This window comes from Streptomyces sp. NPDC003943 (assembly GCF_053605265.1).
This window is the reverse complement of record NZ_JBSGIW010000040.1, coordinates 14549-37174: the sequence shown is the minus strand read 5'-3', so window position 1 is coordinate 37174 and position 22626 is coordinate 14549. Positions and strand designations below refer to the sequence as shown.

Below are 22626 nucleotides of genomic sequence, written 5' to 3'. Positions count from 1 at the left end.
ACAGCTAAGGCGGCCGGACGCGGTGTGTCGATCCAGGTGTAGGCCGGGTAGCCGAAGCACCTCGCAAAGAAGGGCGCTGCGACTGGGGATGGCGTCACGTAGTCGGCTCCGGGATGCCCACAGGGGGTAGGAGGACTACCGGCTGGGTGATGAAGCGACCGTCCAGACGGCGCACGGGGTCCTTCCCCAGGCGGGCGCAAGCCCTGACACCTGGGAACGCCGACTGGGTTGCGCGGGAGTGAGGGCGGGAAACCCAGAGGCGCCGGCAAGGCAGCTGTGGCAGCCTGCCCGCATGCCATGGGAGCTGCGGGAACACTCAGGCCGCCACTACGCCGTCCAGTTCCACTACGCCTTGCCCGACGATGCCTGGGCCGTGGAACTGAGCGAGGCCCGGCCCGCGTCGGCCGACTCCGCCGCCGCGGAGAACCACCTTCCCGGCTCTGCTTTCCTCGTAGCCCTTGTCCCGGACGAGGATCCGAACCTGGAACCGACCGTTCGCGTCTACAGCCCTGGCGAGCACGTCGTCCCCTACGAGATCATGTGCTGGTTCATGGAGCAGGTGGCCGACCAGGTGGAGCGCTGCCGCATCGCGTTCCGGCAGGGAGAACCGGGAGCAGTGGAATGATCACGCCGTGACGGGGTGATCACGGCGTCGGAACTTGCTGGACAGGCCCGGTTCGCTTCAGCGGACCGGGTTCGCGGCAGTGCGGCAGGTGATTTCCGCGTTACGAGACGAGGACGGGGACCGACGACCACCGCCTGGACGGGGCCGGGCGGCTGACTGGTGTCACGTGCCCCGGCTGGGCCCTGCGGGCCGGGCGAGGGCCGGGCGTGCTCGGGCTCGGCGAGCCGGGTCTCCTTCCGACCCTCCGACCGGACTCGTCGCGCCGTACCCTTATGCGTAGGGATGAGCGCATTTCGGAGGCGGTGATGAGGGAGCCTTGGGAGACTCTGGTCGCGGGGCCGGCCGATGCGCGGCGATCGGTGCTGCTCTTGCCGGGCGGGGCCTGCGCAGCACGGTCGTTTGACCTGGTCGTGGCCGAACCGGCACTGGCTGGCGTCCGTCTGGTGGCCACGACGCTGCCGGGCAACGCCGGTGCACCGCTGTCGGAGGACGTGACCATCCCCGGCCTCGCCCGTCGCGCCGGTGAGCTGGCGCAAACCCACGGCTGCGATGTCATCGTGGGGTTTTCGCACGGTGCGACGGTGGCTTTGGAGACGGTGCTGTCGGGGCATTTTCAGGGCCCGGTCGTCCTACTGGGCATCAGCCTGACGACTGCGGATGAGGCGAGGTTCTTCCGAGCCGTCGTGCGTGCATCGCAGAAGGTCGGCAGCTGGCCGATGGCGGCCATGCTCAAGCTCCTGCCTCTCATGGCAAGGTCCGCGAAAACGCCTCGAACGCACAAGGACGAACTGATCGAGGACCTCAAGCAGAACAGGGCTGCCGACGCGGTCCGCGTTACCGGGGAGTACCTCGACTACCTCGCCGCGGCCCGTGATCCGGCCGCCGAACTCGTCGCATCGGGCGTCCCGGCGTGGGTCGTCCACGCCGAGAAGGGGGACGGCGGCCTCACCCCTGAGGAACGCGCCACCCTTGAGTCCGGTCCCGGCATCACCGTGGTGACGATCCCCGGCTCGGTGTTCCTCCTGCCGGACGAGGCACCTCAGAAGACCGCCGAGGTCATCGCAGCGGCTCTCGCGCATGCGGCCTGACGGCTAGCGGGGCGCCGGGGCCGAAGCCCTCGGCGCCCCATGGCGTCTGGTCCAGACCCGGCCCGCGCCAGCCGCTCCCCTTCAGTTGCGTCCCTGCGGCCCTGCGGCCGAGGGTGGAATGCCCCGGGGTCCGCAGGCGGCGCGGGGGCCCGGCGACTGCGGGGGCCTCGGGCCGTGAGCCGCCGTCAGCGCGGGTGGGACTGGTGCGGCGTCAGCCGGCCGTGTAGTACCACTCCTGGTTCCCGGCCGGCTCGTTGAAGCCCTTGGGCCACCACTGAACGGCATCGGTGTCGTTGGCCGTGCTGAACCCCGGCATGTCCAGCGCCATGCCGCTGTTGACGTTGCGGAGGGACACGCCGTTCTGGCCGCCCTGCTCGACCCACTGCTGGTTGGCCCCGCCGGTGCACTGCCACACACGCACCGGAGCCCCCGCGTCCGTGCGCCAGTCGGCGACTTCGAGGCACTTGCCGCTCTCGGCGTTGCGGAACGTCCACGCCAGGCGGCCGTCGGCTGTCTGCACCCCTTCCACGATCCAGTTCTGGTTGGCGCCGCCATTGCACTGCCACTGCTGGGCCGGGGCCCCGTCGTAGTCGTGGTACATCGGGATCTCAAGACACTTGTTGCTGTTCACGTTGACGATCCGCTGGATGTTGAGTCCGCCGGCGCTCGCCGGGGATGCCGTGATCACTCCGAAGGCGACCACGGCGGCCGCTGCCATCGCCGCCTGGGCGCCTGTCTTCCTCAGCATGGATGTTCTCCCCCTTGTGCTGGTGGTTGATCAGTCGCCAACGACCCTAGGAAAGAGGAACGTCACCGCGGTGTGCCCTCAGCGCAGAGTTCCTTGATCCTCAGCGCGCGGAACTCGGAAGGGCTGAGTCCGTACGCCTCGCGGAAGGTACGGCTGAACACCGCCGGCCTGCTGAAGCCCCAGCGCGCCGCGATGGCCTGTATGGGTGCGCGCAGTTCGGGACGGGACAGATCGGCGCGGCACTGCTCCAGGCGACGCCGCCGGATCCTGGCCTGGACGCTTTCACTCGTACCGTGGAAGAGGTGGTGGAGTGCTCGGAGGGACATGTTGTGGTGGGCCGCGATGACGGAGGGCGCGAGCTCGGGGTCGCCGAGTCTGTGGTCGATGAAGACGTGGATCTGCCGCAACAGCGCCTGGGCTCGGACTTCGGCGGGCAGGTCTTCCTCGACGTCGAGGTGCTGGGCCAGACAGGCCGCCGTGAGCTCGGCCGCGATGGTACCCAGGCGGCCCAGTTCCTCCGGCGTGCACCGGTCGCCGTTGTCCACCAGGGACTTCATGAAGGAGGCCAGCATCATCGGCCGTGGCCGCCGGGTATGCGGCGAGCCAGCAGGCGCTCGACCTGGCGAGTGGGCAAAGGGAGGGCCGCCCGGGGCAGTTGGAGGACGACCAGCTCGCCCATGCCGCCCTGGGCGGGAGATCGGGCTTCCCAGGGGCGGGAGGTGTCCCACATCACGAGGTCCCCGGTGGTGGCTCCGCAGTCGTTGCCCTGCTGGGACAGCGCCATGGAGCTCTTGGTGACCAGTGCCAACTGGTACTGCTCCGGGTCACTGCGTCTGATCAGCGCAGGGGTGCGTCGCGAGTGGAGAGGCAGGTAGGCGAGCCTGGACATCTGAAGGCCGCCCAGGTCCAGTACGGCGGCCTCCGCCCGGAAGCGTCCCGGGCACTCACTTCTGATCGCTGTGGGCACCACCTCACGCGACACCATGTCCGCGAACCAGTCGAAGCGCTCGGTTGCGGGCACCCCGCTCGACGACACCACCGTCCACACGTGCTTCCCCCTGTTTTCGATCTTCTACAGGGACAGGACGCGGCGGCGGATGCCGTCGGTGATCACTTTTCGGACACGTACGGGGTACGGAGACTCCCGAGACCTCCTCCCGGCCGCCGCCCAGGTCATACCCGCGGTGGCGAGCGGTTCGGGCTCTGGGCTGGCTCTTGGGTCAGCTCCGGGGGTAGCCGAGAGGTCACAGGCGATGTCTGCGGTCGACGAACGGGCGCACCTCCGCCCACTGCTCGATCGCGTAGGGGCACTGCGGTATGACGAAGCGCAGTCCGAGACTGCTGATGGGTACGGAGTGGTCCATGGAGGCAATCATCGCCTGAAGGTCGTTCCGCAGTTGATCTCCGGCCTCGGCGTCGGTGGGACGGCCCTCGGACGCGGGACAGGGCGGTGGGCGGTGAGTGGTGAGACAGCAGAGGCCCGGAATGTGACGGGGTGGCATGGACCCGGTCAACGTGCCGCTGGATACTGGCCGCTGTCCGACTCCCCCGACGCCCCCTGGAGACGACGTGCGTACCCGCCTTGCTGTCGCCCTTGGTTCTTCTGCCCTGCTGGCAGGCGGCACCCTGCTGGCCGCCCCGCCGGCCGGCGCTACCGACTATCCCGTCAGCGCCTTCGACGTCACCTACGGGCAGACGTACACGCGGGGCACCATCACCTGGTACGCACGCTCGGTGGTGGTGGCCGGTGAGCACAAGTCGGTCGACGTGAACAGCTGCCGTGGCACCACGGCGTTCACGCTCGACTCGGGGAACAACCAGATGGGCGTGGGCCTGTCCGGCAGCGTGTGCGGGTCGAGCGGCACGTTCTCCATCCTCGTGCCGGCGGATGCTCCGGGTGGGGCCGCGGTGGTGCGGGTGTGTCTGGACAACGGGGCGGACGGCCCGCAGGTCGTGTACCTGAAGTGCGTGAGGTACGGACACCCGTAACCACGGGCCCCGGTACGGGCGGCCCCTGGGGCTCGATGGCTCAGGGAGTGGTCCGCACCGGGAAGCTGAAGGAGTGGCCCTGCTGCTTGAGCCAGGGCAGCACCTGTTCGAGGGCTGCGACCGTCTGGCTGCGGTCGCCGCCACCGTCGTGGAAGAGGATCGTCGGGCCGTTGGGCAGCTCGTGCTTCACCGTGCTGACGATGGACGCCGTGCCGGGCCGCTCGAAGTCCTTGGTGTCGACGTTCCAGCCAAGCGGTCGCATCCCCGCAGCGGCGGCGATCCGCCTGCTGTCCGGGGTGAACGCTCCGCCCGGCGCCCGGTAGTACTCCACCCTGACTCCGCCGGCCGCGTCCTCGATCATCTTCTGCGCGTCCAGGATCTGCCGCTGCTGGTAGGCGACCGGCTTCTTGTCCATCGAGGTGTCGTGGGACACCGTGTGGTCGCAGAGCCGGTGCCCGTCCGCGACGATCCTCTTGACCAGGTCCGGGTGCTCCTGTGCGCGCGGCCCGACGATGCAGAACACCGCCTTGACCCCGTTCTCCTTCAGCACGTTCAACACCTTCGGCGTCCAGCGCGGGTCCGGACCGTCGTCGATGGTGATGTTCACCGCCCTCCCGCCGGCCTCGGCGGCGTGCGCGATGCTCTCGGGGGTCCGCACCGGCCGCTCGGGCCGGCCCTGAGGGCCCGTCGGCACCCGAACGTCCTGCCGGCCCCCGGTCCTCGCCCGCGCCTGGGCGTCGGCCTCGTGGTCCGTCAGCGTGGTCGCGCCCCACGCCGTGAGACTGAGCACGACGGCCGAGGCGACGATGGCTATGTGTGCGCCGCACTTACCCCTCATCCCCATGAACTGCCCGCCCCCCGAAGCTTGATCGTATGCCTACCCAGACGACGGCGATCCCGAGAAAGTTCCCCGCGAAGCCGACTCGGGCCGACCGTCGAGACCTCCGACCTCACCGGCTTCGCACCGCACCCTCTACCGTTGAGCAGTGACATGGAACGAAGCCGAGTACCTCGACTGCCTGCAGTCCGAGCGGCGTGGCTATGCGTGGGTGATGCGGCGTCACGGCGGGCTGTCTCCGAAGGAGGCCAGGGAGGCCGCCTTGGAGCGATACCCGTACGAACCGCCTGAGGCGCCGTACCGCGGGCTGATATTCCACGACGAGGCATGGCACTGGGCGATGCTGGCGATCCACGGCGACGGGTACGTGGTGGAACACCCGGGACTGGTTCATCCGTCGCCTGAGTACCGAGCCCTTGAGTGACCCTTCCGGGCCCCTGCCCGTGCGATGCCAAGCCGGCGTCCCGAGGCAGGGCCTGCGCCTCTTCCGAGACCCGGTCGCCGCCGCGGGTGACGAGAGTTGACGGCCGACTGGCCTGGTCACTCGTCGCGCCCCGTGGGGCCCTGGCGTCCGGCGTGTGGTGACGCCGTCGCGGGAGGCGTCACGACAGGCTGGGTGCGCTCTCCTGGGCGGGCGCCTCGGACGGGGGGTGCGCCGCACCGTCGGCCGGGGCGGCGGCACGCAGCGCCGCTTCGACCCGGCGGTTGCTGGTCATGGATGCCGTGACGGCCGTCATGGCCAGGAGGAGGCCGGCGGCGACGTAGAGCGGGGTGCGGATGTCGTAGGTGGTGGCCAGCCAGCCGCCGAGGAAGGCCCCGAAGGGGGCGGCACACATGGCCAGCATGCGCGAGGTGGAGGCGACCCGGCCCATGAGGTGGGCTGGGACGATCGTCTGCCGGAGGGAGGGAGCGAGCACCATCGTGGCGCCCATGGCGGCCCCGCAGACGGCGAGCGCCAGACCGGCCACGTACGCGTTCGGGGCGGCGGCCAGGCCCAGGACGGCAAGCCCCTCGACGGCGGCGGTGCAGGTCAGTGCGGCGCCGGTGCCGAGTCGGCGGCCGAGGAAGGAGGCGATGCCCGCGCCGAGCAGGCCGCCGGTGGCCTCGGCCGTGAGGAGCAGGCCGAAACCGGAGGTGTCGATGCCGAGGCGGTCGCGCGCGAAGAGCGCGAGGACGGTCTCCACGGCGATGAAGGCGATGTTCCCGACCGCCGGGCGGAGCGCGAGCCCGAGCAGCAACCGGTCGCGGAAGACGTACGCGGCGCCGGCTCGCGCCTGCCGGAGCAGCGACTCACGGACCTCCGGTACGGGCCGGGGCATGGCGGGAAGCGACCGTACGAGCAGTGCGGAGAGCGCGAACGACACCGCGTCGGCGAGCAGCGGAACCGCGCGCCCGAGCACGAGCAGGGCGCTGCCCGCAGGCGGCCCGGCGAAGCCGGAGGCGGCGGTCTGGGTGCCGCGCAGGCGGGAGTTGGCGCGCTCCAGGAGCGCGGGGTCGCGGCCGAGCAGGTCCGGCAGATAGGCCGTGGCGGCCGTGTCGAAGAAGAGTCCGCCGAGGCCGAGCAGGAAGGCGACGGCCGCGAGCAGGGGAATGCTCAGTACGTCGAGCGCGGCCGCGGCCGCCGGTATCGCGAGCAGCACCGCGCGCGCCGCGTCCGTGACCCACATCGTTCGTCGGCGGTCCCAGCGGTCCACCAGCGCACCGCCGAGCACCCCGAAGAGCAGCCACGGCAGCGTTCCGGCGGCTGTGACGACGGCCAGCGCCAGGGGGTCCCGCGTCAGCGTCAACGCGATCAGCGGCAGCGCGGCATGTGTCACACCGTCACCGAGCGAGGAGATCGTCTGGGCGGTCCACAGCCGTCCGAACCCGGGCGGCAGCTTCCGAATGTCCGAGGTCACTTGGCGTCTCCTTCGGTCTGCTTGTTCGTTGCCGGGTGGAACAGCGCGAAGACGAGCGACGTGTCCGGCAGCGACGGGTCGGACAGCTCGCGGTACTCGTCCGCCAGTGACCGCAGCTTCGCCCCCAACTCCGCGAACTGCTCGTCGGTGAGCCGGAGATGCGCCATCCCTACGTGGCGCTCGCCGTCCGCCGGCGACGCCTCCAGGTCGGCCACCGCATGACGCATCAGCACATCCGGTCCTCCCTCACCCGGATCCGGCAGCTCGATCGACCGCGCGGCCATGGCGTAGTACCGCTCGGTGACGCCCCGGACCTTGCGCGTTCGTACCACCTTCACCAGGCCGGCCCGTTCGAGCAGTCGTACGTGGTAGCTGGAACTCCCCTTCGCGAGGCCCACTCGCTCGGCGATCTGCGTGATCGTCGCGGGCTCGAAGCGGAGCACGGCCATGATCCGGTGACGCGTGAGATTGGAGACGGCGCGCAACTGCTCGTCTGTGGTGACGTGAAACGTCTCGGGAAGATCATCGGTTGGCATGCCAGCAATGGTCAACGATCCTTGACCATTGCGCAAGGGGATTTCGCAGACGCGTCCATGACGACCCCTCAGAAGTCGGCGCACGACGTGGACGCGCTCGTCGCCGTCTCGGGAGTCGAGGCGGTCCGCGGTCGACCGTCCCGCCATCGCACCCCTGGCCCGAGCGCCGGCGCATCGCCGCTCAGGACCCGTTTCCGCAGGGACCGGCACGAGCCGCGCGCTCTGGTGCTGAAGTGAGACTCATCAGGCCTGGGCGAGGCCGGCGACACGCGGTGCCGCGTGAAAGGGTGGTCGGCATGGACTGGCGGTCTGAGAGCCCGGAACTCTGGGCGTTTCTGGAGTCGCTGCACCGAGGCGAGATCCTGTCCGGCACCGTCGCGGCCATCGAACGGTTCGGGGTCTTCGTGGCTCTGGACGACGGCCCCGGTCATCCGACGCTTCCGGGCGTCGGGTTCATCACCGTTCCCGAGCTGTGCTGGCGACACGTCGACGCTCCTACGGATGTCGTCGAGGTCGGGCAGCGCGTCTCGTGCGAGTTCCTGCAATTCGACACCCATAACGCAGAGGCCAGGCTGTCCCTTCGGGCACTCGAGCCTGACCCCTTCCAGGCATTCGCCGAGTGCACCGGTGCGGGCCAGGAGCTGCGCGGGACCGTCGGCAGGGTGCTGCCCTTCGGCGTCTTCGTCGGCCTCGGGGACGGAGTCGCCGGGCTGATCCCGTTCAGAGAGGTCCACGGCCGGCCTGCGGCCGGTTCGCCGGAGGACTTCGAGGCCGGCGAGGAGGTGGCGGTCGTCGTCACTCACATCGACCGGCCGACGCGACGGGTGTTTCTCTCCCGGTCGCAGGACACTCGGCAGGCGGTCACGCCGCCCGAATGACTGTCGCGTTCCTCGCGCAACCGCATCGAAACGCGTCGGCACACCACCCCGCCAAGGGCCATGCGGCCATACGCGCCCCGCGCGAGCGATGCGCCCCGACCCGCTTGCCACGGGATCGGCCGGGCGGTTCACGGCTCAGGGGCCGACGTACTCGTACGAGCCGCCGTGCGGGTGACGCAGCACCGCTGGGTAGCCGTTGGGGGGCGGCTGCGCCGGCATCACCACGACGGCGCCGGACGCAACCGCTTCCTCGACGGCAGCGGGGGCAGATCCTCGACCGTCAGGGTGGCGGCCACCCAGGCGACACGCTGCACTGCCTCGTCCGGGCCGGGGCTTCGTGCAGCACCGTCGTGATCGCCGCAAGCACTCGTCTCGACGCGGTGTGGCGGGCGCGACCCGGGGCCGGGCCCGCCACACCTGGGCTGCGCTCGGTCAGCCGTTGTCACGGCCGGCGCGGCTGCGCTCGCGCAGCGAGATGCGGTTGCCGTCCGGGTCCGACGTCTCGATGCGGACGCCGAATCCGTAGTCCTCGGGCTCCGGCTGGTCGAAGGTCACCCCGCGGTCGCGGAACGCCTTGAAGTCCGCCCGCAGGTCGTCCGACTCGAGGATGACCGGGCCGGGCGTGGCGCCCGGCACCAGCTCGGCCGGCTGCCCCGCCCCTTCGGCGTTCGCCCACAGGAGGATCTCGACAGGGGTGCCGGGGACACCCACGGTGAGGAACCGCCCGCCGGGATTCGGGAAGTCGATGCGCTTCTCCAGGCCGAGCTGCTCGGTGTAGAACCGCAGCGCGCGGTCCTGATCGGTGACGTAGAGCGTGACGTACATGATGTTCGTCAGCATGGCGTTGTCCTTCCGTCTGCCGGTGTCTTCCGTCTCCCTGACGGACCCCGGCAGGGGAATGTGACGGACCCCGACCCGCGGTGCCCCAAGATCACCGACACCTGCGGGACCTCCCATGCCCGGCCTTACGGTGGCGCTATCGTCACTTTTGATCCTTTTCCGCTCGACTCCGCCCACCACGCACAGCTGACCGCGGACCAGCTGCGTTGCCTGGTCGGTGACAAGGCCCAGACCGTCGCCGCGATCGTCAGCCACTACGAACCGACCGAGTCGGTCCGGGAGGCAGCCCCGTACCGGCTCACCGTCAACGGCCTGCTCCAACCCGGTGGGTGACGCGCCCGAGCGGTGACGGCCCCCTCGCGGCGACGTCATGGGGCTCCCCGTACGGCCGGCCCCTCGAAGGGGCCGGCGTCGGTCATACGGGCCCCTACGGCCGGGGCGGGGCGGCCGCGAACAGTTCGGTGACCAGCCGTACCGCCTCCGAACAGCGAATGGCCGAACCCGACACCGGTTCATTTGCGGACGACCTGAATGCTGTCCGGATATGCACCGGCCCGGCACGGAAAGCGACACATCAATGATCGCTATCAAGCCACCCACCCTCCGCACGCCAGAACTACTCCACCACCACACCCCCGGAAATCCGGGCACACACGCCTTTGTCGCTGGTGAGAACAAGCCACTCACCGATGCGTCGTTGACGCGTCCCGATCAAGATGAATAGAGTCATGATCACTTCGAACGGGCGCCGCGAACAGGTTCCCGCGAGATACGAGTAGGCGGCACGACTGAATGGGGGCTTTCGTGATCGGTGACATAGATACCAAACTCTCCACCGGCCTGGTGGGGGACGGAAAATCATTGGTCGCCGACCGAGACATCCTCTACAGTGGCGCCGCCGCCATCTACCTCGAGGACGCGCCTCCCCGGCTGTCGGGTGAGTCTCACCTGGATTACCTGGCGGACACGGTCAAGAGGATCAATCTCGACTACTTGATCGTCGAGGGTGAGCGTGCGATATCCGAGGAAAACGATCCCGGTGTTCAGGGAGACGGTTCCGGTTCGCCGCGGCCGCGCCTGAGCGGTGTGGCCGGCTCGTGGTGGGTCTGGGACAAGGACAGCGAGGCATCGCCGTCCGTCGCGTACGGAAATCATCTCGGACGCGTCCTTCGGCAGCACGAGCTCGACGACATCCTGCGGCCCACCCCGGTGACCGATGAGCAGGAAGAACGTTCTGTCGCAGCCCTCTCGCTGGTCCAGGAACTGCTGCCGCAGGTGGCCGCGACGACGTTTCCGTTCGTGCACCACCTGGTCTTCCTCGACGGCAACATCCTCAGCATGAACCTGCCGCAGGTTCCGGAAAGCGTGTTCATCTCCACGGAGCTGCTCGGCCGGGACACGATTGAACTCGCCGACGCTCTGCTGCACGAATCACTGCACGAAAAGATGGTCGTGTTGCGCCTGACGCGCAGGCTCATGCGCGCCGGCTACACGGATGACGACAGCGCGACGTTCCTGCTTCCGTGGAGCGTCGACTACGTGAAGCCCCGGCATTTCAACGCCGGACGGATCATCTCCGCGGCGCATGTCTACACCCATCTGGCAGTGCTGCACTGTGCCGCCCTCCTGCGGGACACCTCCGCGGGCGGCGACGTGACCGACCTGCACCGATCCAGGATCTCGCTGCCCTACGCCCGGGCCGCGTGCCTGCTCGACGCCATGACACGCGAGCACGTCAGGGACGAGTTCGGCGAGGACGGCCGCCTCCTTCGGGAAGTTCTCGTCGATGCCCTGGAGTCGGTACGCACAGAACTTCACGGTGTGGTCGAGCTGAAGCCCCACGGATGGTCGGGCATGAGCGAGAGCGCACTGATCACGCCCTCCAAAGTCGCAGGATAGGCAGCCATGAAATACCAGGTTTCAGACGGGGTTCGCATCCAGCCGATCAGCGTTCCCGGCCGCTTCTTCGTCTTCTCGGTGAATCCTCACACAATCCTTCAGATCGATGCCAAATCGGCATTGGTGATCAAAATCGCTGCCAGCACTCAGAGTGCCGAAGATGCTGTCGCGCTCTACGCTTCCGCGACCAAGTCGGAACTGGATGATGCCCGCGTCGGCTTCGAGCGGATCAGTCAGCAGCTGACCGACGCCGGCATCCTCACCAAGAGCTTGTAATTCAAACCGGGGGATCTGCCTGGAGTGGGTTACGAGAAAGAAAATCCCTAAGAAAAGGAGGTGTTCCCATGTCCATCAACGAGCTGAACATCAACGAGCTCGCCGAGCTCGCCGGCGAGGCCGACGGTGACATCGCTGCCCAGGTTCTGCCTGAGGTGCGTGCCCAGTCGCAGTACCCCGTGGCCGGTGCCTGAGGTCGCGATACATAGGGTTCGTTGAACTCCTATGCGGGTGCGGGACCGGCTCTGGCCGTCCCGCACCCGGCGTCGTTTATCGACAGATCATCGTCAGAGACACAGACAGATCGAGGACTGTTCGCCATGACCGCAGCACGGCAGATTCTTTCGAGCGGGCCCTACGGGGATGCCAAGGCAATCGCAGACGACGTTTCCGCCTTCATGCACCTGGTGGACGATCTCCTGCACGATGCGACCGGAATTCGTCTTCCCGACGCGGACCAGACGAGCCCGCTCGCCGAGCGGAGCATCCGGCGCGGCCTGATCATGGATGCCTACCGTGCTCTGACTGCCCGGAAGGACGTGTCCGAGGCTCGTACGATCATGGCCGAAGGCCTGCGGATCACCGACGGGACCGCCCCCCGCAACGAGGTTGAGGTACCGGGCTTCCGTTACGTACTGGCGGGTGACTGGGCGGCCGACGCCGCGGGCCAGGCGGTGCAGGACCGGATCGGCAAGGACCTGTCCCCGCACACGTGCAGCTATGTCGCGGCAGGCGAGAACGAGGCCCGCAAGATGGCCGACGGCATCCGCCTGCTGACCGACTCGGTCGGCGAACTGGGCGCATCGGTGCTGGGCACCGTCTCCGGAGCGGTCCTGGTGACCGACTGCCCGATCGACTCCGGCTTCCTGGTGCCCGTCCCCTTCGCCTCCGTCGTCAACACCAGGCTGCTGGAGGACCCGGTGGCGCTGGCCGACGCGGTCTTCCACGAGTCCTGCCACCAGAAGTTCTACGACGTCCTGCTGTGCCGGCGCGTGGTGAACGAGGGGTACGGATTCCTGGACGGCACGCTGTTCGACGTGCCGTGGCGTCCGATCGGCGGCAAGAAGCGCCAGATGGACTGCCTGCGCATCCTGTCCACCCTGCACGTCTACTCGCATCTGCTGGAGTTCCTGCTTTCCATGGAAGGCGACGTGGAAGGCAGCTCGATGAGCCTGGAGTCAAGGCTCGAGGAGTACTGGCGCCGCGCCTCCTTCTTCCACGAGCTGTCTCGCACGGCGACCGTACGGAACGGCCTGGGCCCGGACGCGGGCGACATGGCGGACTGGCTGGACTCCGTCATGGTGCAGCACCAGGCCTCCCTCGCGGGCCGGGGCCTGTACGCCGGCTCGTTCTACCGCGACGAGGCGCTGCGCCAGGTCGCCGCGGTCTCGGCCGCCAACTGAGCACAGCAGCGAGCACAGCAGCGAGCACCGCACGGAGTATCGCACCGGGCACCGCGCTGAGCACAGCCGGGAACGCGTGAACCAGCGCGGGCCCGGCGACGTCAGGGAAGATCGAGGATGGATTCAGGGAAGCGCTTCACTCTGTCATGGCGTGTCTGCGTCATCGTCGTCGGCATGCTCTTCTCCCTGATCGGGGACTCGGCCGCAGCGCTGGGGCTCGCTCTGGACGCCGCCCATTCGGGGACCTCCTGGAACGTCACGGAGGTCTACGTGGCGGGGCTGGTGCCACCCATCCTCTTCGCGCCTCTGGTGGGCGTCCTGGCGGACCGCTGGCGGGCCCGCCGGCTCTGGATCGTCTCGGTGCTCGCCCAGGCGGTGGCGCTTGGTTCGGCCACCGTCGTGCCCGCGCTTCACTTCCGCATCGCGATGCTCGCGGTGGCAGGCGTCTTCGGTGTCGCGGCGTCCGCGGTGGGGTTCAAACTCCTGCCTGAACTTGCCGGCAGCGAAAACCTCTCCCGTGCCAACTCCGCGGTGTCCGTGGCGAACTCCGCATCCGGCCTTCTGGGCCCCTCCCTGGGGGCGACCGTGCACGCGCTGTGGGGCAGCACCGCGCTCCTCGGTTTCGACACGCTCTCCTTCCTGGTGATCGCCGGCGCGGCCGTGATCGCCGTCCCCGCTTCCTCGGACGCCCGTGCAACAGTCAAGTCCCACCCCTTCCGAGGCGCCGGCGCAGGATTCGCGGCCCTTCGCAGGTCACCGGTCATCGGCCCCATGCTGCCCCTGCTGGCCGGCCTGATGCTCGCGACCAGCATCGAAGGCGTCGCAGGTGTGTTCTACATCCGGGACGTCGTGAACAACGACACCTGGTACGGATACGTCCTGGCCTGCTGGGCGCTCGGCAGCATTCCCGGCGCCGTGCTCGCCGGCAGGAACTCGCTCCTCCACCGCCAGGGCCAACTGGTGGTCATCGGGGCCGGCATGATCTCGGCGGGGCTCCTGGTCGCCGGCCTCGTTCCCAACGGAATCGTCATCGCAGCGGCTTTCGTTCTCGCCGGCCTGGGGAACGGAGCGCACAATGTGGCAGTACGCAACAGCGTCCACTCCACCGTGCCCGACGCCTTCCACGGACAGGCGTGGGCCGCCTACAGCGCCATGGCCCGGGTGTCGGTCCTCGCCGGATACCTGCTCGGCACCCCTACCGCGGTCCTGTCCTCCCGCGCGCTCGTGATCGCGTCGGGTGCCCTGCCTCTCGCTCTCACCTTGGGGGTCTCGCTGCTGCTCTGGCACCGCGGCGCGAATCGAACGCCCCAGGGAGCCGCCACCGGACCGGAAACGCAGCAGCGGAAGAGCTCCCTGCCGACCTGATGCCCCGCCCCCCGCGCCTGCATGGCGCACACCGCAGTGCCCGGTGCGGCCGACGGTGGACAGGCTGACCGGCTCAGTCCCCGCAGCCGTACGCCGCGGACACCTCCGCCAGTCCTTCCAGGCCGCCGTCCGCACCACCGCCCCCGCCGACGCGGGCGATCAGGAGCACCCGGGCGGGCACTCCGGCGGCCGCGTACGCGGCAAGCCGGTGATGACCGTCCAGCACCACCCCGACGAGCCACCGCTCCTCGTGCCGTGCCTCCACGTACCGGTCGTCGATCCAGCCGAGGACCACGGCGGCGGGCCGCTCCCCCGCCGCGATGGCGGCCGCGTGCCGGGCGACGGTCGTCGCGTCGAGCGCCTCGGGCGGCTGCGAGGGCAGGAGTGCACCGTAAGCGGACGGGATCCGGCCGCCCGGAACGGGCGCCGTGAGCTGGAAGTGCGCGACGCCGGGCCAGCACTCCTCGGGACGGTCGTCGCCGTATGCGGAATCGTCGCCGTCCGCCTCCGCCCGGGCCGCGGCACGGCGGTACCACCACGACCGGGCCGGTTCGTCCACCCGCTCCAACGGCAGGTCGAGCAGGAGGGCGCGGTAGTGACCGGTCTCCAGCTCACCGAGCACGGGGCTCCATTCGACGAGCAGCGCGGCGTCGAGCCGGTCCAGGTCGACCAGCCGTCCGCGCATGCGGGCAGCGATCCGGGTCGCCTCGCCGTCCGGCCAGTCCAGCAGCCTCAGGCCCAGCTCGCACGTGCCACAGGGTGAGCCGACCCCGTACAGCTGCTTTCCGTCGAACGTCAGGGAGCGGTTCCAGCGCGGCCAAGTGGAGCCGGGCACGGGCGGGTCGAAGGCGACCCGGATCCGGCCCGTTCCCCCGTTCACGGAGAACCGGGCCCGCGTGCCGGACTCCACGACGAGGTCCCGGACCACCACCGGAGCTCGCTCGGTGCGGCCGTCCGCCCAGGCGGCGCGTACGGCCGCCGCGTAGGCCGCCCCGTTCGCCCGCTCCGGCAGGAGGGGGTCGCGTCCGGTGAGCCGTACGAGTGCGAGGTGGACGTCGCGTACCCGCTCCTCACCGCTCTCGGCCAGCCAACGAAGCAGGTGCGGAACTGCGGCGGGATCGCCCATCAGCTCCAGCGCGACGACGAACGCGGTGTGGTCGAGCCCGGACACCTCGGACAGCCGCTCGGCGATCGGGACCGTCCACTCGCGGGCTCCGAGGCGGCCGAGCGCGAGCGCGGCGCGGCCGCGCGGGGCGGCCGGGTCGTCGAGGAGCGCGCCGAGGAGCGGTACGAACGACGGGTCGCCGGAGAGCCCGATGGCGTCGACGAACTCGGGAGCGAACGAGCCGCCGGCACGTGCGTCCCCCCTGCCGGACGCCCTGGCCTCCTCTGCGTACGTGTGCAGCAGCTCGGCCGGCAGCCGCAGCCCGCGCGCCACGACGGCCCTCAGCAGGTCCTGGCGGACATCGGCGGAGAGCGTCGGCTCGGCGAACAGACGCAGCAGCACGAGGTCGCCAGGATCCCCGAGGTTCCGCAGGAGCCAGGTGAGGTACGGGCGGAAGGCGGCCCCGTCCGCGTCCGATCGGTACAGCTCCTCGACCGCCTCGGCGAGACGTCGGGGCCGGTCGGTGTTCAGCGTGTACAGCGCGAGCCACGGGTCGTCGGCGCGCAGGGCCGCGCGGAGGCGTACCCGGAGGATGTCGTGTTCCCCCATGCGGGCAGTATCGGCCACGACCGGGGCGGCGACGGCATCGGAAGGCGCCGGCCGAGAGGGACTTGTACAACCGGCCTTCGGCGTCGCACTGTTGGCCGGTATTCGTTCATTACGGTCAGGAGTCCCCGCTTGTCCAGCCACTCCCCCTCGCCCGCACCCGCCCACGTCGTCGACCCCGCCGGCGGCTGTCCGCACGCCCTGAACGCCGGGCTGCGGGCCCGGGGGCCCGTTGCCGACATCGTCCTGCCCGGCGGCGTACCCGCGGCGGTGGTCCTGGGGCACGACGCGCTCAAGGAGTTCCTCTCCCACCCCGATGTGGCCAAGGACGCCCGCCACTGCCCGGCTCTGAGCGACGGCACGATCCCCGCCGACTGGCCGCTGCGGGTCTTCGCCAACGCCCAGGGCATGCACACCGCCGACGGCGCCGACCACCGCCGGCTGCGCTCTCTCGTCGGCAACGCCTTCACCGCCCGCCAGGTGGAGCGGCTGCGGCCGCGCATCGAGGAGCTGACCGCCGGTTTCCTCGACGACCTCGCCCGAGCGGCGGCGGAGCACCCCGACGGCATCGCGGACCTGCGTACCCACTTCGCGCTGCCGCTGCCGCTGAGCGTCATCTGTGAGCTGCTCGGCGTGGACCCGGAGCACCGGGGCCGGCTGCACGACCTCACCTACACGGTGATCATCGCCACCGACACCACTCCTGCGGAGGTGATGGCCGCGGTACGCGAGCTCGTCGAGCTGCTCGGCACGATCGCGGCCGCCCGCCGGGCCACTCCCGGCGACGATCTCACCAGCGCCCTGATAGCCGCCCGCGACGGCGAGGGCGACCGGCTCAGCGAGGCCGAACTCATCGGCACGATGCGCCTGATGCTGGTCGCCGGCCACGAGACCACCCTCAACCTGATCAGCAACGCCGTACGGGCGCTGTGCACCCACCGCGACCAGCTGGCGCTGGTCCTGGAAGGCAAGGCGACCTGGTCGGACGTGGTGGACGAGACGCTGCGCTGGGACAGCCCGGTCAGCTGGTTCCCGTTCCGCTACCCCACCCGCGACCTCACCCTCGGCGACACCGTGATCCCCCAGGGCACCCCCGTCCTGGCCGGCTACACCGCCGCCGGACGCGACGAGACCTTCCACGGTCCGGACGCCGACCGCTTCGACGTCACCCGCCCCGGCACGGCCCGGCACCTCTCCTTCGGCCACGGCGCGCACTACTGCATGGGCGCCCCGCTCGCCCGCCTCGAGGCCACCATCGCCCTGGAGGCGCTCTTCACCCGCTTCCCCGACCTCGACCTCGCCGTCCCCGAGACCGAACTGCCCCATCAGCGCAGCTTCATCGGCAACAGCACCGAGACGCTCCCGGTTCGCCCCGCAGGCCCCGCCGGGCACTGAGCCTCTCACCCCGCAGTCGGCTCGACGCGGCTGTCGGGGCCGGGCGCGGCCTCGGCGCGTCCCCGGTCCGGCCCCCATCCGTCCGGGTGACAGGGGATCGTTTCCGCGTTCCCGCCGGGCAGAGGACGCCGGCCGGGGGCCGGTCCTTCGGCCCGCGGGCGGGCCGGGCGGCATACGTCCCCGGGCCGACGCCTCGTCACCGGGAGGCGGCCGGGGCCTTGATGCCGGCTGCCGGCTCGCCCGCGGGCTGTGCCGCCGGGTGCGCCTTGGTGAGGGTGCACACGCCGTCCACGCACTGGCGCTCCAGACGGCCGCGGGAAACGGTCTGGGCCAGTCCGACCATCCAGCAGGTGGGGCAGCCGCGGAAGGCGATCAGTGCCAACGGGGCCGCCAGCAGGGTGGCCGGGCCGGCGACCGGCACGAGGGCGATGGAGCCGATGATCAGCCCGAAACCGATGGCGCCGCGCGCCAGGTGGCGCGGGACGGACTTGCTGGCGAAGTTCATCCCTGGCGCCGCGGACTGTGCTGTGGTCGGGTCGTTCGCCTCCCGCACGGGCGTTACGGGCGTTACGGTCTTCATGATGAGTCTCCTCCTTCGGCCGGTCGGCCGACGGCTTGATCTGATGCCTGGTCAGCCGCTGCCAGTGCGTGCCGCAGCGCTGCGCGGGCCCGATGCAGCCGCGATTTCATCGCTGCCGTGCTCAGTCCGAGCGCACGGGCGACGGTCTTGCCCGGCAGCCCCTGGACGTCCCGCATGATCAGGACCTGACGCTGGTCGCGGGGCAGAGCCGAGACCGCGGCCGCGATCCGCTCCGCCTCCAGCCCGCGCAGCACCGCGTCCTCAGCGGACGGCTGCACAGGCCCCTCCGGTTCGGCCGGCACCTCGCCGTGCGACGAGACGAGCAGCCGTACCTGCCGCAGGCATTCGTTCCGCACGATCCGGAACATCCACGAGGCAAGCGCGCCCGTGGCCCGCAAGGTGCCGATCTTCCGGTAGAGGATGATCAGAGCCTCCTGCGCCGCGTCCTCCGCGTCCTGCGGCGAGGCGCACAGCGACAGGGCGAATTTGCGGACGTGAGGCTGCGATTCCATGACCACAGTGGTGAGCGAAGTGACATCGCCGTCCTGAGCGGCCTTGATGAGCCGCTCGTCCGGCCAACGGAAACGTGGGTTCATGGGCAACTCGTAGTCGGCGAGGCGCGCCGCACGCGGGCGCAGGTGGTGATCACGGTCATGGTCATGGTCATGGACATAGTTGTGGTCGTGGCTGGTCAGCTTCGACCCTTGTAACGCCGCATCAGATGCCAGCTGCACGCGCCCACGAGCAGCGCTCCGATCACCACGAGACCGGTAACCATCATGAGTGTCTCCTCCCGGTTCCGCCGGCCCGTCCGGCCGGAACACACACAAGAGGCAGACAGGCCCGGAAAGGATTCACCCCGCAGCACTGCCGTACGGTCCGGCCCTCAACGGGTGGCGGGTCAGGCGTGGTCGGACTGCGGCCTCAACCCGTCCATCACCAGGCGGAAGAGGTGTTCCCGGCGCTCCGTGAGCGTCGGGGCCTGGTCGGCGATCCAGCTGAGGGCGTTGGCCAGTGCGAACAGGTCGATGGGTGCCACGTCCGGCCGGATCGTGCCTGATCTCTGGGCCGCCTCCAGCAGCCGACCGCCGGCCTGGCGCATCGTCAGGCAGACGGCGTGCAGGGGTGATTGCGGGTCGTTCAGAGTGGCCATGAGGGTGGCCGGGAGGCCCTGATAGGCACCCGCGCCGAGAGTGAACTCGTAAAGCCACTCGGCCAGCGCGCGCTCGGGCGGGGTGGCGGCGAGGGCGTCCGCCCGCTCGGCGAGGTGGGTGAAGCGCCGGTGCAGCAGGGCCTCCAGCAGGGCGTCCCGGTTCGGGAAGTGCCGGTAGAGCGTGCCGAGCCCGATGTCGGCGCGCCGGGCGATCTCCCGCAGGGAGGCCAGCGTTCCCTGTTCCGCGACGGCCTCCGCGGCCACTTCCAGGATGCGGTCACGGTTGCGCTGCGCGTCGGTGCGCGGTGCGCGCGGTTTGCCGGAGCGCGACTCAATGGGCATGCGGAACCTTACCTTTGGTAACCGGAGCACTGCTCCGGTTACCTGTTCCGGAGCAGTGCTCCGGATTCTATCCGGGGTGCTCCGCATCGGCGTTCAGGGAGGGACCCATGGGTACGGCAACGATGCACGCTGTCAGGCTGCACGCCTTCGGCGAGCCCGAGGAGCTGCTCTACGAGGAGGTGGCCCGGCCCGAGCCCGGCCCGGGTGAGGTACTGGTCCGGGTCCACGCCGCAGGTGTGAACCCGCCGGACTGGTACGCGCGGCTCGGCTTCGAGAACTTCCCGGTCGCAGTCCGGCCGAACTGGACGCCGCCGCTCATCCTGGGCAGCGACATCTCCGGCGTGGTCACGGCACTCGGCCCGGGTGTCACCCGGTGGCGGCCCGGGGACGAGGTGTTCGGCCTGGTCAACTTCCCCGGCCGCGCGTCCGGATACGCCGAGTACGCGGTCTCACCCGCTGCCCACCTGGCCTCCAAGCCGGCCACTCTCGGACACATCGAGGCCGCCGCCGTCCCGATGGCCGGACTCACGGCGTACCAGTTCGTCTTCACCCACCTCTGACGTCGCCGGCCTCAGCGGCCTGGCGGCCTGCATACCGGCATACCGGCATACCGGCGGGGAATCTGGCCGACCGCTACCGGACCGCGCACGATCCCGCTGGGGCACACCGGATGGCTACTCCTCGGCGCACTCTTCGCAGGCCTGGGCGCGGCAGGCCCCCCGGTCGCCGCATGGGCCCAGCGAACCCGCTCCGTACGTCCCGGGACGGGTCCGGCCGGGCGACACCCGCGGGGGCAGCCCCCGCTGCAAGAAGCCGACTGGCCTTCACCTTCCGCGGAGTGACCGCCCCGGCCGCCGACCCATCGGGTGAAATCACTCTCCGTATATCCAGGTGGTGCTCGGGGCGGGGCACACATCGCACAACGCGATCGCCCCCGGCGATTCCCCCTGCCCCTGTCCCTGCCTCCTGGCCTCCTCGTTTCACGGGAAGGAATCACCTCGCATGACCCCCAGAGCAGCCCTCCGCCCCGCCTCCCGCCGCCGGACCATCGGTCTTCTGTGCTCCCCCGTCCTCGTCGCCGCGGCACTCACCGTCACCGCGAGTGGCCCCGCAGCCGCCGCGCCCACGTGCTTCGAGGCCGCCGCCACCGTCACCGGCACCACAGGCACTCCCGGCAACGACGTCATCATCGGAACGCCCGGCAACGACGTCATCGACGGCAAGGGCGGCAACGACCTGATCTGCGGCCTGGGGGGCAGCGACTACATCCACGGCGGGGACGGCGACGACCGCATCGCCGGCGGCACCGGCGACGACCGGATCTTCGGCGACGCCGGTAACGACGGCATCGTCGGCGACGAACGCGCCTACACCGGCGACGTCACCACTCCCACCGGCCGGGACTACCTCGACGGCGGGACCGGCGACGACTTCCTGCTCGGCGACAACGGCGCCGCGCAGGGCACCGCCAACGGGGCCTCCCCCGACGTCCTGGTCGGCGGGGACGGAGACGACGTCCTGTACGGGGACGACGCCGGCGACCACGCCAACGGCGGAGCCTCCGACCGCATCATCGGCGGCAACGGCGAAGACGTCATCATCGGCGACTCCCTCGGCTACTACTCCGCCTCCGGCGCCGGAGACGACGTGCTGCTCGAAGGCCCCGGCACCCTCGGCGACATCACCGGCGACAGCGTCGCCCCGTTCGGCAACGCGACCGGCGCCGGCGGCGACGATCTGATCGACCTGGGGACGGACGGCGCGTTCGGCGCTGTCGGCGACCACACCTCCGGCGGCACCGCCATCGGCTCCGGCAACGACAAGATCACCGGTGGCACCACCGGCGAGATCATCCTCATCGGCGACAGCAGCCTCGTCGACCCCACCGGCGCCACCGCCGGCGACGACGTCATCGACGGCCGCGGCGGCGACGACGTGATCTTCGGCGACAACTCCGACTGGTCCCAGACCCTCGGCACCGCCGGCGGCCGCGACTCGTTGCGCGGCGGCGACGGCAACGACTACCTGCGCGGTGGCCCGGCCGACGACGCCCTCGACGGGCAGGCCGGCATCGACGACTGCGACGGCGAAGGCGGAACCGACACCGTAGTCAACTGCGAGACCCAGCCGACCGCGCGCTCCGCCCGGAAGGCTGCTCCCGGGCGGACAGACCGGCCGCTGTACCAGTACCTCACGCGGCTGATGGGTCGCCCCGGCGTGCTCTGACCGGCTCCGGTTTCCGGCCGGGCGGGCGCACCGGCTGGACCGTTCCTTGCCGACGCCCCAGCCGGTCCCGCACTTGCGTTCTCGCGACGCCTGGCGGGCCGGCTGATCGGCCTCCGGCCCGCCGCGCCCCGAACGCCGACCGCACGCACAGTTGTAGAAGGCCGGTGCGGGGCGGCCTCAGTCGTCGCGGCCGAGACCGCGGTCGGGTGCGCTCATGTCGCCCGTCGCGGGCGTGCCGTCGGCGAGCCCGTAGCGCAGGTACACGGTGCCCTTCGGGCCGGCTGCCGGGGGCTCGAGGAGGGTGAGGTTGGTGGGCACCGCGCCGCCGTCGAACACCTTCTTCCCGACGCCGAGCACGATCGGGTGGACCCAGAGGTCGAGACGGTCGAAGAGCTTCTCGCGCAGGAGGCTCTGCACCAGGTTCAGGCTCCCGACGACCTTCACGTGCTCGTGCCGGTCCCGGATCTCGCGCACCGCGCCGGCCAGGTCCGGGCCGAGCTGCGTGGAGCCGGCCCATGACAGGTCGGGCCTGCCGCGGGAGGCCACGTACTTCGGGACGCTGTTGAAGAGCGTGGCGATCTCGTTGTCCTCGCCTCCCTCCTGGTGCGGCCAGTAGGCGGCGAAGATGTCATACGTCCGCCGGCCTAGCAGGAGGGCGTCGGTGCCCTCGTACGCGGCGCCGACCTGTGCCCCGGTGGCCTCGTCCAGCAGCGGCGCCTGCCAGCCGCCGAACGGGAACCCCTGCGGGTCCTCGTCGGGGCCGCCGGGCGCCTGCCCGACGAGATCGAGGGTCGCGAACAGCTCGATGTGGATGAGGCCCATGCCGTACTCCCGAC

The 22626-nt window shown here is 70.3% G+C and carries 27 protein-coding genes; 15 read left to right on the top strand and 12 right to left on the bottom strand.

Going from position 1 to position 22626, the window contains the following annotated elements:
* Positions 1–292: 292 nt before the first annotated feature.
* Entirely contained in the window at positions 293–625 is a 333-nt protein-coding gene (locus tag ACWEV0_RS18330) for a hypothetical protein (protein ID WP_453150325.1), read from the top strand.
* Positions 626–930: 305 nt separating this feature from the next.
* On the top strand, positions 931–1713 hold the full coding sequence (locus ACWEV0_RS18325) for an alpha/beta fold hydrolase (protein WP_453150324.1): 783 nt from the start codon (positions 931–933) through the stop codon (positions 1711–1713).
* A 211-nt stretch (positions 1714–1924) separates the two neighbouring features.
* On the opposite strand, the gene ACWEV0_RS18320 is transcribed toward ACWEV0_RS18325, so the two are convergent.
* From ACWEV0_RS18320 to ACWEV0_RS18310, 3 genes are all read right to left on the bottom strand, one after another.
* Positions 1925–2461 (bottom strand): RICIN domain-containing protein, encoded by a 537-nt coding sequence (locus ACWEV0_RS18320; protein ID WP_453150323.1) that lies wholly within the window; start codon positions 2459–2461, stop codon positions 1925–1927.
* Positions 2462–2523: 62 nt separating this feature from the next.
* Entirely contained in the window at positions 2524–3018 is a 495-nt protein-coding gene (locus ACWEV0_RS18315) for a helix-turn-helix domain-containing protein (protein WP_453150322.1), read from the bottom strand.
* 14 nt (positions 3019–3032) lie between these two features.
* The gene (locus tag ACWEV0_RS18310) at positions 3033–3482 is read right to left on the bottom strand and encodes an AraC-like ligand-binding domain-containing protein (RefSeq protein ID WP_453150321.1); all 450 of its coding nucleotides are present in this window, start codon (positions 3480–3482) and stop codon (positions 3033–3035) included.
* Between the two features lie 548 nt (positions 3483–4030).
* Here ACWEV0_RS18310 and ACWEV0_RS18305 point away from each other — a divergent pair.
* Positions 4031–4450, top strand: coding sequence for a hypothetical protein (locus tag ACWEV0_RS18305; RefSeq protein ID WP_453150320.1), 420 nt, complete (start codon positions 4031–4033; stop codon positions 4448–4450).
* Positions 4451–4490: 40 nt separating this feature from the next.
* Here ACWEV0_RS18305 and ACWEV0_RS18300 read toward each other — a convergent pair whose 3' ends face one another.
* Positions 4491–5240 (bottom strand): polysaccharide deacetylase family protein, encoded by a 750-nt coding sequence (locus tag ACWEV0_RS18300; protein ID WP_453150319.1) that lies wholly within the window; start codon positions 5238–5240, stop codon positions 4491–4493.
* A 196-nt stretch (positions 5241–5436) separates the two neighbouring features.
* Between ACWEV0_RS18300 and ACWEV0_RS18295 the strand changes: the two genes are divergently transcribed.
* A complete protein-coding gene (locus tag ACWEV0_RS18295; protein WP_453150318.1) occupies positions 5437–5712 on the top strand; it encodes a hypothetical protein in 276 nt (91 codons plus the stop codon).
* Between the two features lie 178 nt (positions 5713–5890).
* Here ACWEV0_RS18295 and ACWEV0_RS18290 read toward each other — a convergent pair whose 3' ends face one another.
* Together ACWEV0_RS18290 and ACWEV0_RS18285 are read right to left on the bottom strand one after the other, a co-directional pair.
* Positions 5891–7186, bottom strand: a complete 1296-nt coding sequence (locus tag ACWEV0_RS18290; RefSeq protein WP_453150317.1) for an MFS transporter — start codon at positions 7184–7186, stop codon at positions 5891–5893.
* A complete protein-coding gene (locus ACWEV0_RS18285) occupies positions 7183–7722 on the bottom strand; it encodes an ArsR/SmtB family transcription factor (RefSeq protein WP_453150316.1) in 540 nt (179 codons plus the stop codon). Before ACWEV0_RS18285 ends, ACWEV0_RS18290 begins: the two co-directional genes overlap by 4 nt.
* Before the next feature lie 57 nt (positions 7723–7779).
* Between ACWEV0_RS18285 and ACWEV0_RS18280 the strand changes: the two genes are divergently transcribed.
* Together ACWEV0_RS18280 and ACWEV0_RS18275 are read left to right on the top strand one after the other, a co-directional pair.
* Positions 7780–7959 (top strand): hypothetical protein, encoded by a 180-nt coding sequence (locus ACWEV0_RS18280; RefSeq protein ID WP_453150315.1) that lies wholly within the window; start codon positions 7780–7782, stop codon positions 7957–7959.
* Positions 7960–8018: 59 nt separating this feature from the next.
* On the top strand, positions 8019–8600 hold the full coding sequence (locus tag ACWEV0_RS18275) for a S1 RNA-binding domain-containing protein (RefSeq protein ID WP_453150314.1): 582 nt from the start codon (positions 8019–8021) through the stop codon (positions 8598–8600).
* Between the two features lie 432 nt (positions 8601–9032).
* On the opposite strand, the gene ACWEV0_RS18270 is transcribed toward ACWEV0_RS18275, so the two are convergent.
* Positions 9033–9440, bottom strand: a complete 408-nt coding sequence (locus ACWEV0_RS18270; RefSeq protein ID WP_453150313.1) for a VOC family protein — start codon at positions 9438–9440, stop codon at positions 9033–9035.
* 60 nt (positions 9441–9500) lie between these two features.
* Between ACWEV0_RS18270 and ACWEV0_RS18265 the strand changes: the two genes are divergently transcribed.
* The 6 genes from ACWEV0_RS18265 (at position 9501) to ACWEV0_RS18240 (ending at position 14383) form a co-directional block, all read left to right on the top strand.
* The gene (locus tag ACWEV0_RS18265; protein ID WP_453150312.1) at positions 9501–9773 is read left to right on the top strand and encodes a hypothetical protein; all 273 of its coding nucleotides are present in this window, start codon (positions 9501–9503) and stop codon (positions 9771–9773) included.
* A gap of 471 nt (positions 9774–10244) precedes the next feature.
* The gene (locus tag ACWEV0_RS18260) at positions 10245–11339 is read left to right on the top strand and encodes a hypothetical protein (protein WP_453150311.1); all 1095 of its coding nucleotides are present in this window, start codon (positions 10245–10247) and stop codon (positions 11337–11339) included.
* Between the two features lie 6 nt (positions 11340–11345).
* Entirely contained in the window at positions 11346–11615 is a 270-nt protein-coding gene (locus ACWEV0_RS18255) for a hypothetical protein (protein ID WP_453150310.1), read from the top strand.
* A gap of 68 nt (positions 11616–11683) precedes the next feature.
* Positions 11684–11809 carry a hypothetical protein gene (locus tag ACWEV0_RS18250; protein ID WP_453150309.1) on the top strand — a complete coding sequence of 42 codons (126 nt, stop codon included), beginning with the start codon at positions 11684–11686 and terminating at the stop codon, positions 11807–11809.
* Between the two features lie 213 nt (positions 11810–12022).
* On the top strand, positions 12023–13018 hold the full coding sequence (locus tag ACWEV0_RS18245) for a hypothetical protein (protein ID WP_453150308.1): 996 nt from the start codon (positions 12023–12025) through the stop codon (positions 13016–13018).
* A 117-nt stretch (positions 13019–13135) separates the two neighbouring features.
* The gene (locus ACWEV0_RS18240; RefSeq protein ID WP_453150307.1) at positions 13136–14383 is read left to right on the top strand and encodes an MFS transporter; all 1248 of its coding nucleotides are present in this window, start codon (positions 13136–13138) and stop codon (positions 14381–14383) included.
* Positions 14384–14456: 73 nt separating this feature from the next.
* Here the strand turns inward: ACWEV0_RS18240 and ACWEV0_RS18235 are convergent, their stop codons facing one another.
* On the bottom strand, positions 14457–16097 hold the full coding sequence (locus ACWEV0_RS18235; protein ID WP_453150306.1) for a HEAT repeat domain-containing protein: 1641 nt from the start codon (positions 16095–16097) through the stop codon (positions 14457–14459).
* A 129-nt stretch (positions 16098–16226) separates the two neighbouring features.
* Between ACWEV0_RS18235 and ACWEV0_RS18230 the strand changes: the two genes are divergently transcribed.
* Positions 16227–17489 carry a cytochrome P450 family protein gene (locus ACWEV0_RS18230; RefSeq protein WP_453150305.1) on the top strand — a complete coding sequence of 421 codons (1263 nt, stop codon included), beginning with the start codon at positions 16227–16229 and terminating at the stop codon, positions 17487–17489.
* A gap of 196 nt (positions 17490–17685) precedes the next feature.
* Here ACWEV0_RS18230 and ACWEV0_RS18225 read toward each other — a convergent pair whose 3' ends face one another.
* The 3 genes from ACWEV0_RS18225 to ACWEV0_RS18215 form a co-directional block, all read right to left on the bottom strand.
* Positions 17686–18069 (bottom strand): hypothetical protein, encoded by a 384-nt coding sequence (locus ACWEV0_RS18225; RefSeq protein WP_453150304.1) that lies wholly within the window; start codon positions 18067–18069, stop codon positions 17686–17688.
* Positions 18066–18665: an RNA polymerase sigma factor gene (locus tag ACWEV0_RS18220; protein ID WP_453150345.1), complete on the bottom strand. Its 600-nt coding sequence runs from the start codon at positions 18663–18665 to the stop codon at positions 18066–18068. The genes ACWEV0_RS18225 and ACWEV0_RS18220 overlap by 4 nt, the downstream gene beginning before the upstream one ends.
* Before the next feature lie 305 nt (positions 18666–18970).
* Positions 18971–19564 (bottom strand): TetR/AcrR family transcriptional regulator, encoded by a 594-nt coding sequence (locus ACWEV0_RS18215; RefSeq protein WP_453150303.1) that lies wholly within the window; start codon positions 19562–19564, stop codon positions 18971–18973.
* A 107-nt stretch (positions 19565–19671) separates the two neighbouring features.
* On the opposite strand from ACWEV0_RS18215, the gene ACWEV0_RS18210 reads away from it, so the two are divergent.
* On the top strand, positions 19672–20124 hold the full coding sequence (locus ACWEV0_RS18210; protein ID WP_453150302.1) for an NADP-dependent oxidoreductase: 453 nt from the start codon (positions 19672–19674) through the stop codon (positions 20122–20124).
* 442 nt (positions 20125–20566) lie between these two features.
* Positions 20567–21790 (top strand): calcium-binding protein, encoded by a 1224-nt coding sequence (locus tag ACWEV0_RS18205; RefSeq protein ID WP_453150301.1) that lies wholly within the window; start codon positions 20567–20569, stop codon positions 21788–21790.
* A 177-nt stretch (positions 21791–21967) separates the two neighbouring features.
* On the opposite strand, the gene ACWEV0_RS18200 is transcribed toward ACWEV0_RS18205, so the two are convergent.
* Positions 21968–22612 carry a dihydrofolate reductase family protein gene (locus tag ACWEV0_RS18200; RefSeq protein ID WP_453150300.1) on the bottom strand — a complete coding sequence of 215 codons (645 nt, stop codon included), beginning with the start codon at positions 22610–22612 and terminating at the stop codon, positions 21968–21970.
* Positions 22613–22626 lie beyond the last annotated feature (14 nt).

Bases quoted from the DNA above. Each gene is read 5' to 3' on its own strand.
- ACWEV0_RS18250 (WP_453150309.1), top strand. From the start codon at position 11,684: ATGTCCATCAACGAGCTGAACATCAACGAGCTCGCCGAGCTCGCCGGC.
- ACWEV0_RS18330 (WP_453150325.1), top strand. From the start codon at position 293: ATGCCATGGGAGCTGCGGGAACACTCAGGCCGCCACTACGCCGTCCAG.
- ACWEV0_RS18255 (WP_453150310.1), top strand. From the start codon at position 11,346: ATGAAATACCAGGTTTCAGACGGGGTTCGCATCCAGCCGATCAGCGTT.
- ACWEV0_RS18320 (WP_453150323.1), bottom strand. From the start codon at position 2,461: ATGCTGAGGAAGACAGGCGCCCAGGCGGCGATGGCAGCGGCCGCCGTG.
- ACWEV0_RS18315 (WP_453150322.1), bottom strand. From the start codon at position 3,018: ATGAAGTCCCTGGTGGACAACGGCGACCGGTGCACGCCGGAGGAACTG.
- ACWEV0_RS18270 (WP_453150313.1), bottom strand. From the start codon at position 9,440: ATGCTGACGAACATCATGTACGTCACGCTCTACGTCACCGATCAGGAC.
- ACWEV0_RS18235 (WP_453150306.1), bottom strand. From the start codon at position 16,097: ATGGGGGAACACGACATCCTCCGGGTACGCCTCCGCGCGGCCCTGCGC.
- ACWEV0_RS18285 (WP_453150316.1), bottom strand. From the start codon at position 7,722: ATGCCAACCGATGATCTTCCCGAGACGTTTCACGTCACCACAGACGAG.
- ACWEV0_RS18205 (WP_453150301.1), top strand. From the start codon at position 20,567: ATGACCCCCAGAGCAGCCCTCCGCCCCGCCTCCCGCCGCCGGACCATC.
- ACWEV0_RS18280 (WP_453150315.1), top strand. From the start codon at position 7,780: ATGACGACCCCTCAGAAGTCGGCGCACGACGTGGACGCGCTCGTCGCC.
- ACWEV0_RS18200 (WP_453150300.1), bottom strand. From the start codon at position 22,612: ATGGGCCTCATCCACATCGAGCTGTTCGCGACCCTCGATCTCGTCGGG.
- ACWEV0_RS18215 (WP_453150303.1), bottom strand. From the start codon at position 19,564: ATGCCCATTGAGTCGCGCTCCGGCAAACCGCGCGCACCGCGCACCGAC.
- ACWEV0_RS18220 (WP_453150345.1), bottom strand. From the start codon at position 18,665: ATGAACCCACGTTTCCGTTGGCCGGACGAGCGGCTCATCAAGGCCGCT.
- ACWEV0_RS18210 (WP_453150302.1), top strand. From the start codon at position 19,672: ATGGGTACGGCAACGATGCACGCTGTCAGGCTGCACGCCTTCGGCGAG.
- ACWEV0_RS18225 (WP_453150304.1), bottom strand. From the start codon at position 18,069: ATGAAGACCGTAACGCCCGTAACGCCCGTGCGGGAGGCGAACGACCCG.
- ACWEV0_RS18325 (WP_453150324.1), top strand. From the start codon at position 931: ATGAGGGAGCCTTGGGAGACTCTGGTCGCGGGGCCGGCCGATGCGCGG.
- ACWEV0_RS18240 (WP_453150307.1), top strand. From the start codon at position 13,136: ATGGATTCAGGGAAGCGCTTCACTCTGTCATGGCGTGTCTGCGTCATC.
- ACWEV0_RS18275 (WP_453150314.1), top strand. From the start codon at position 8,019: ATGGACTGGCGGTCTGAGAGCCCGGAACTCTGGGCGTTTCTGGAGTCG.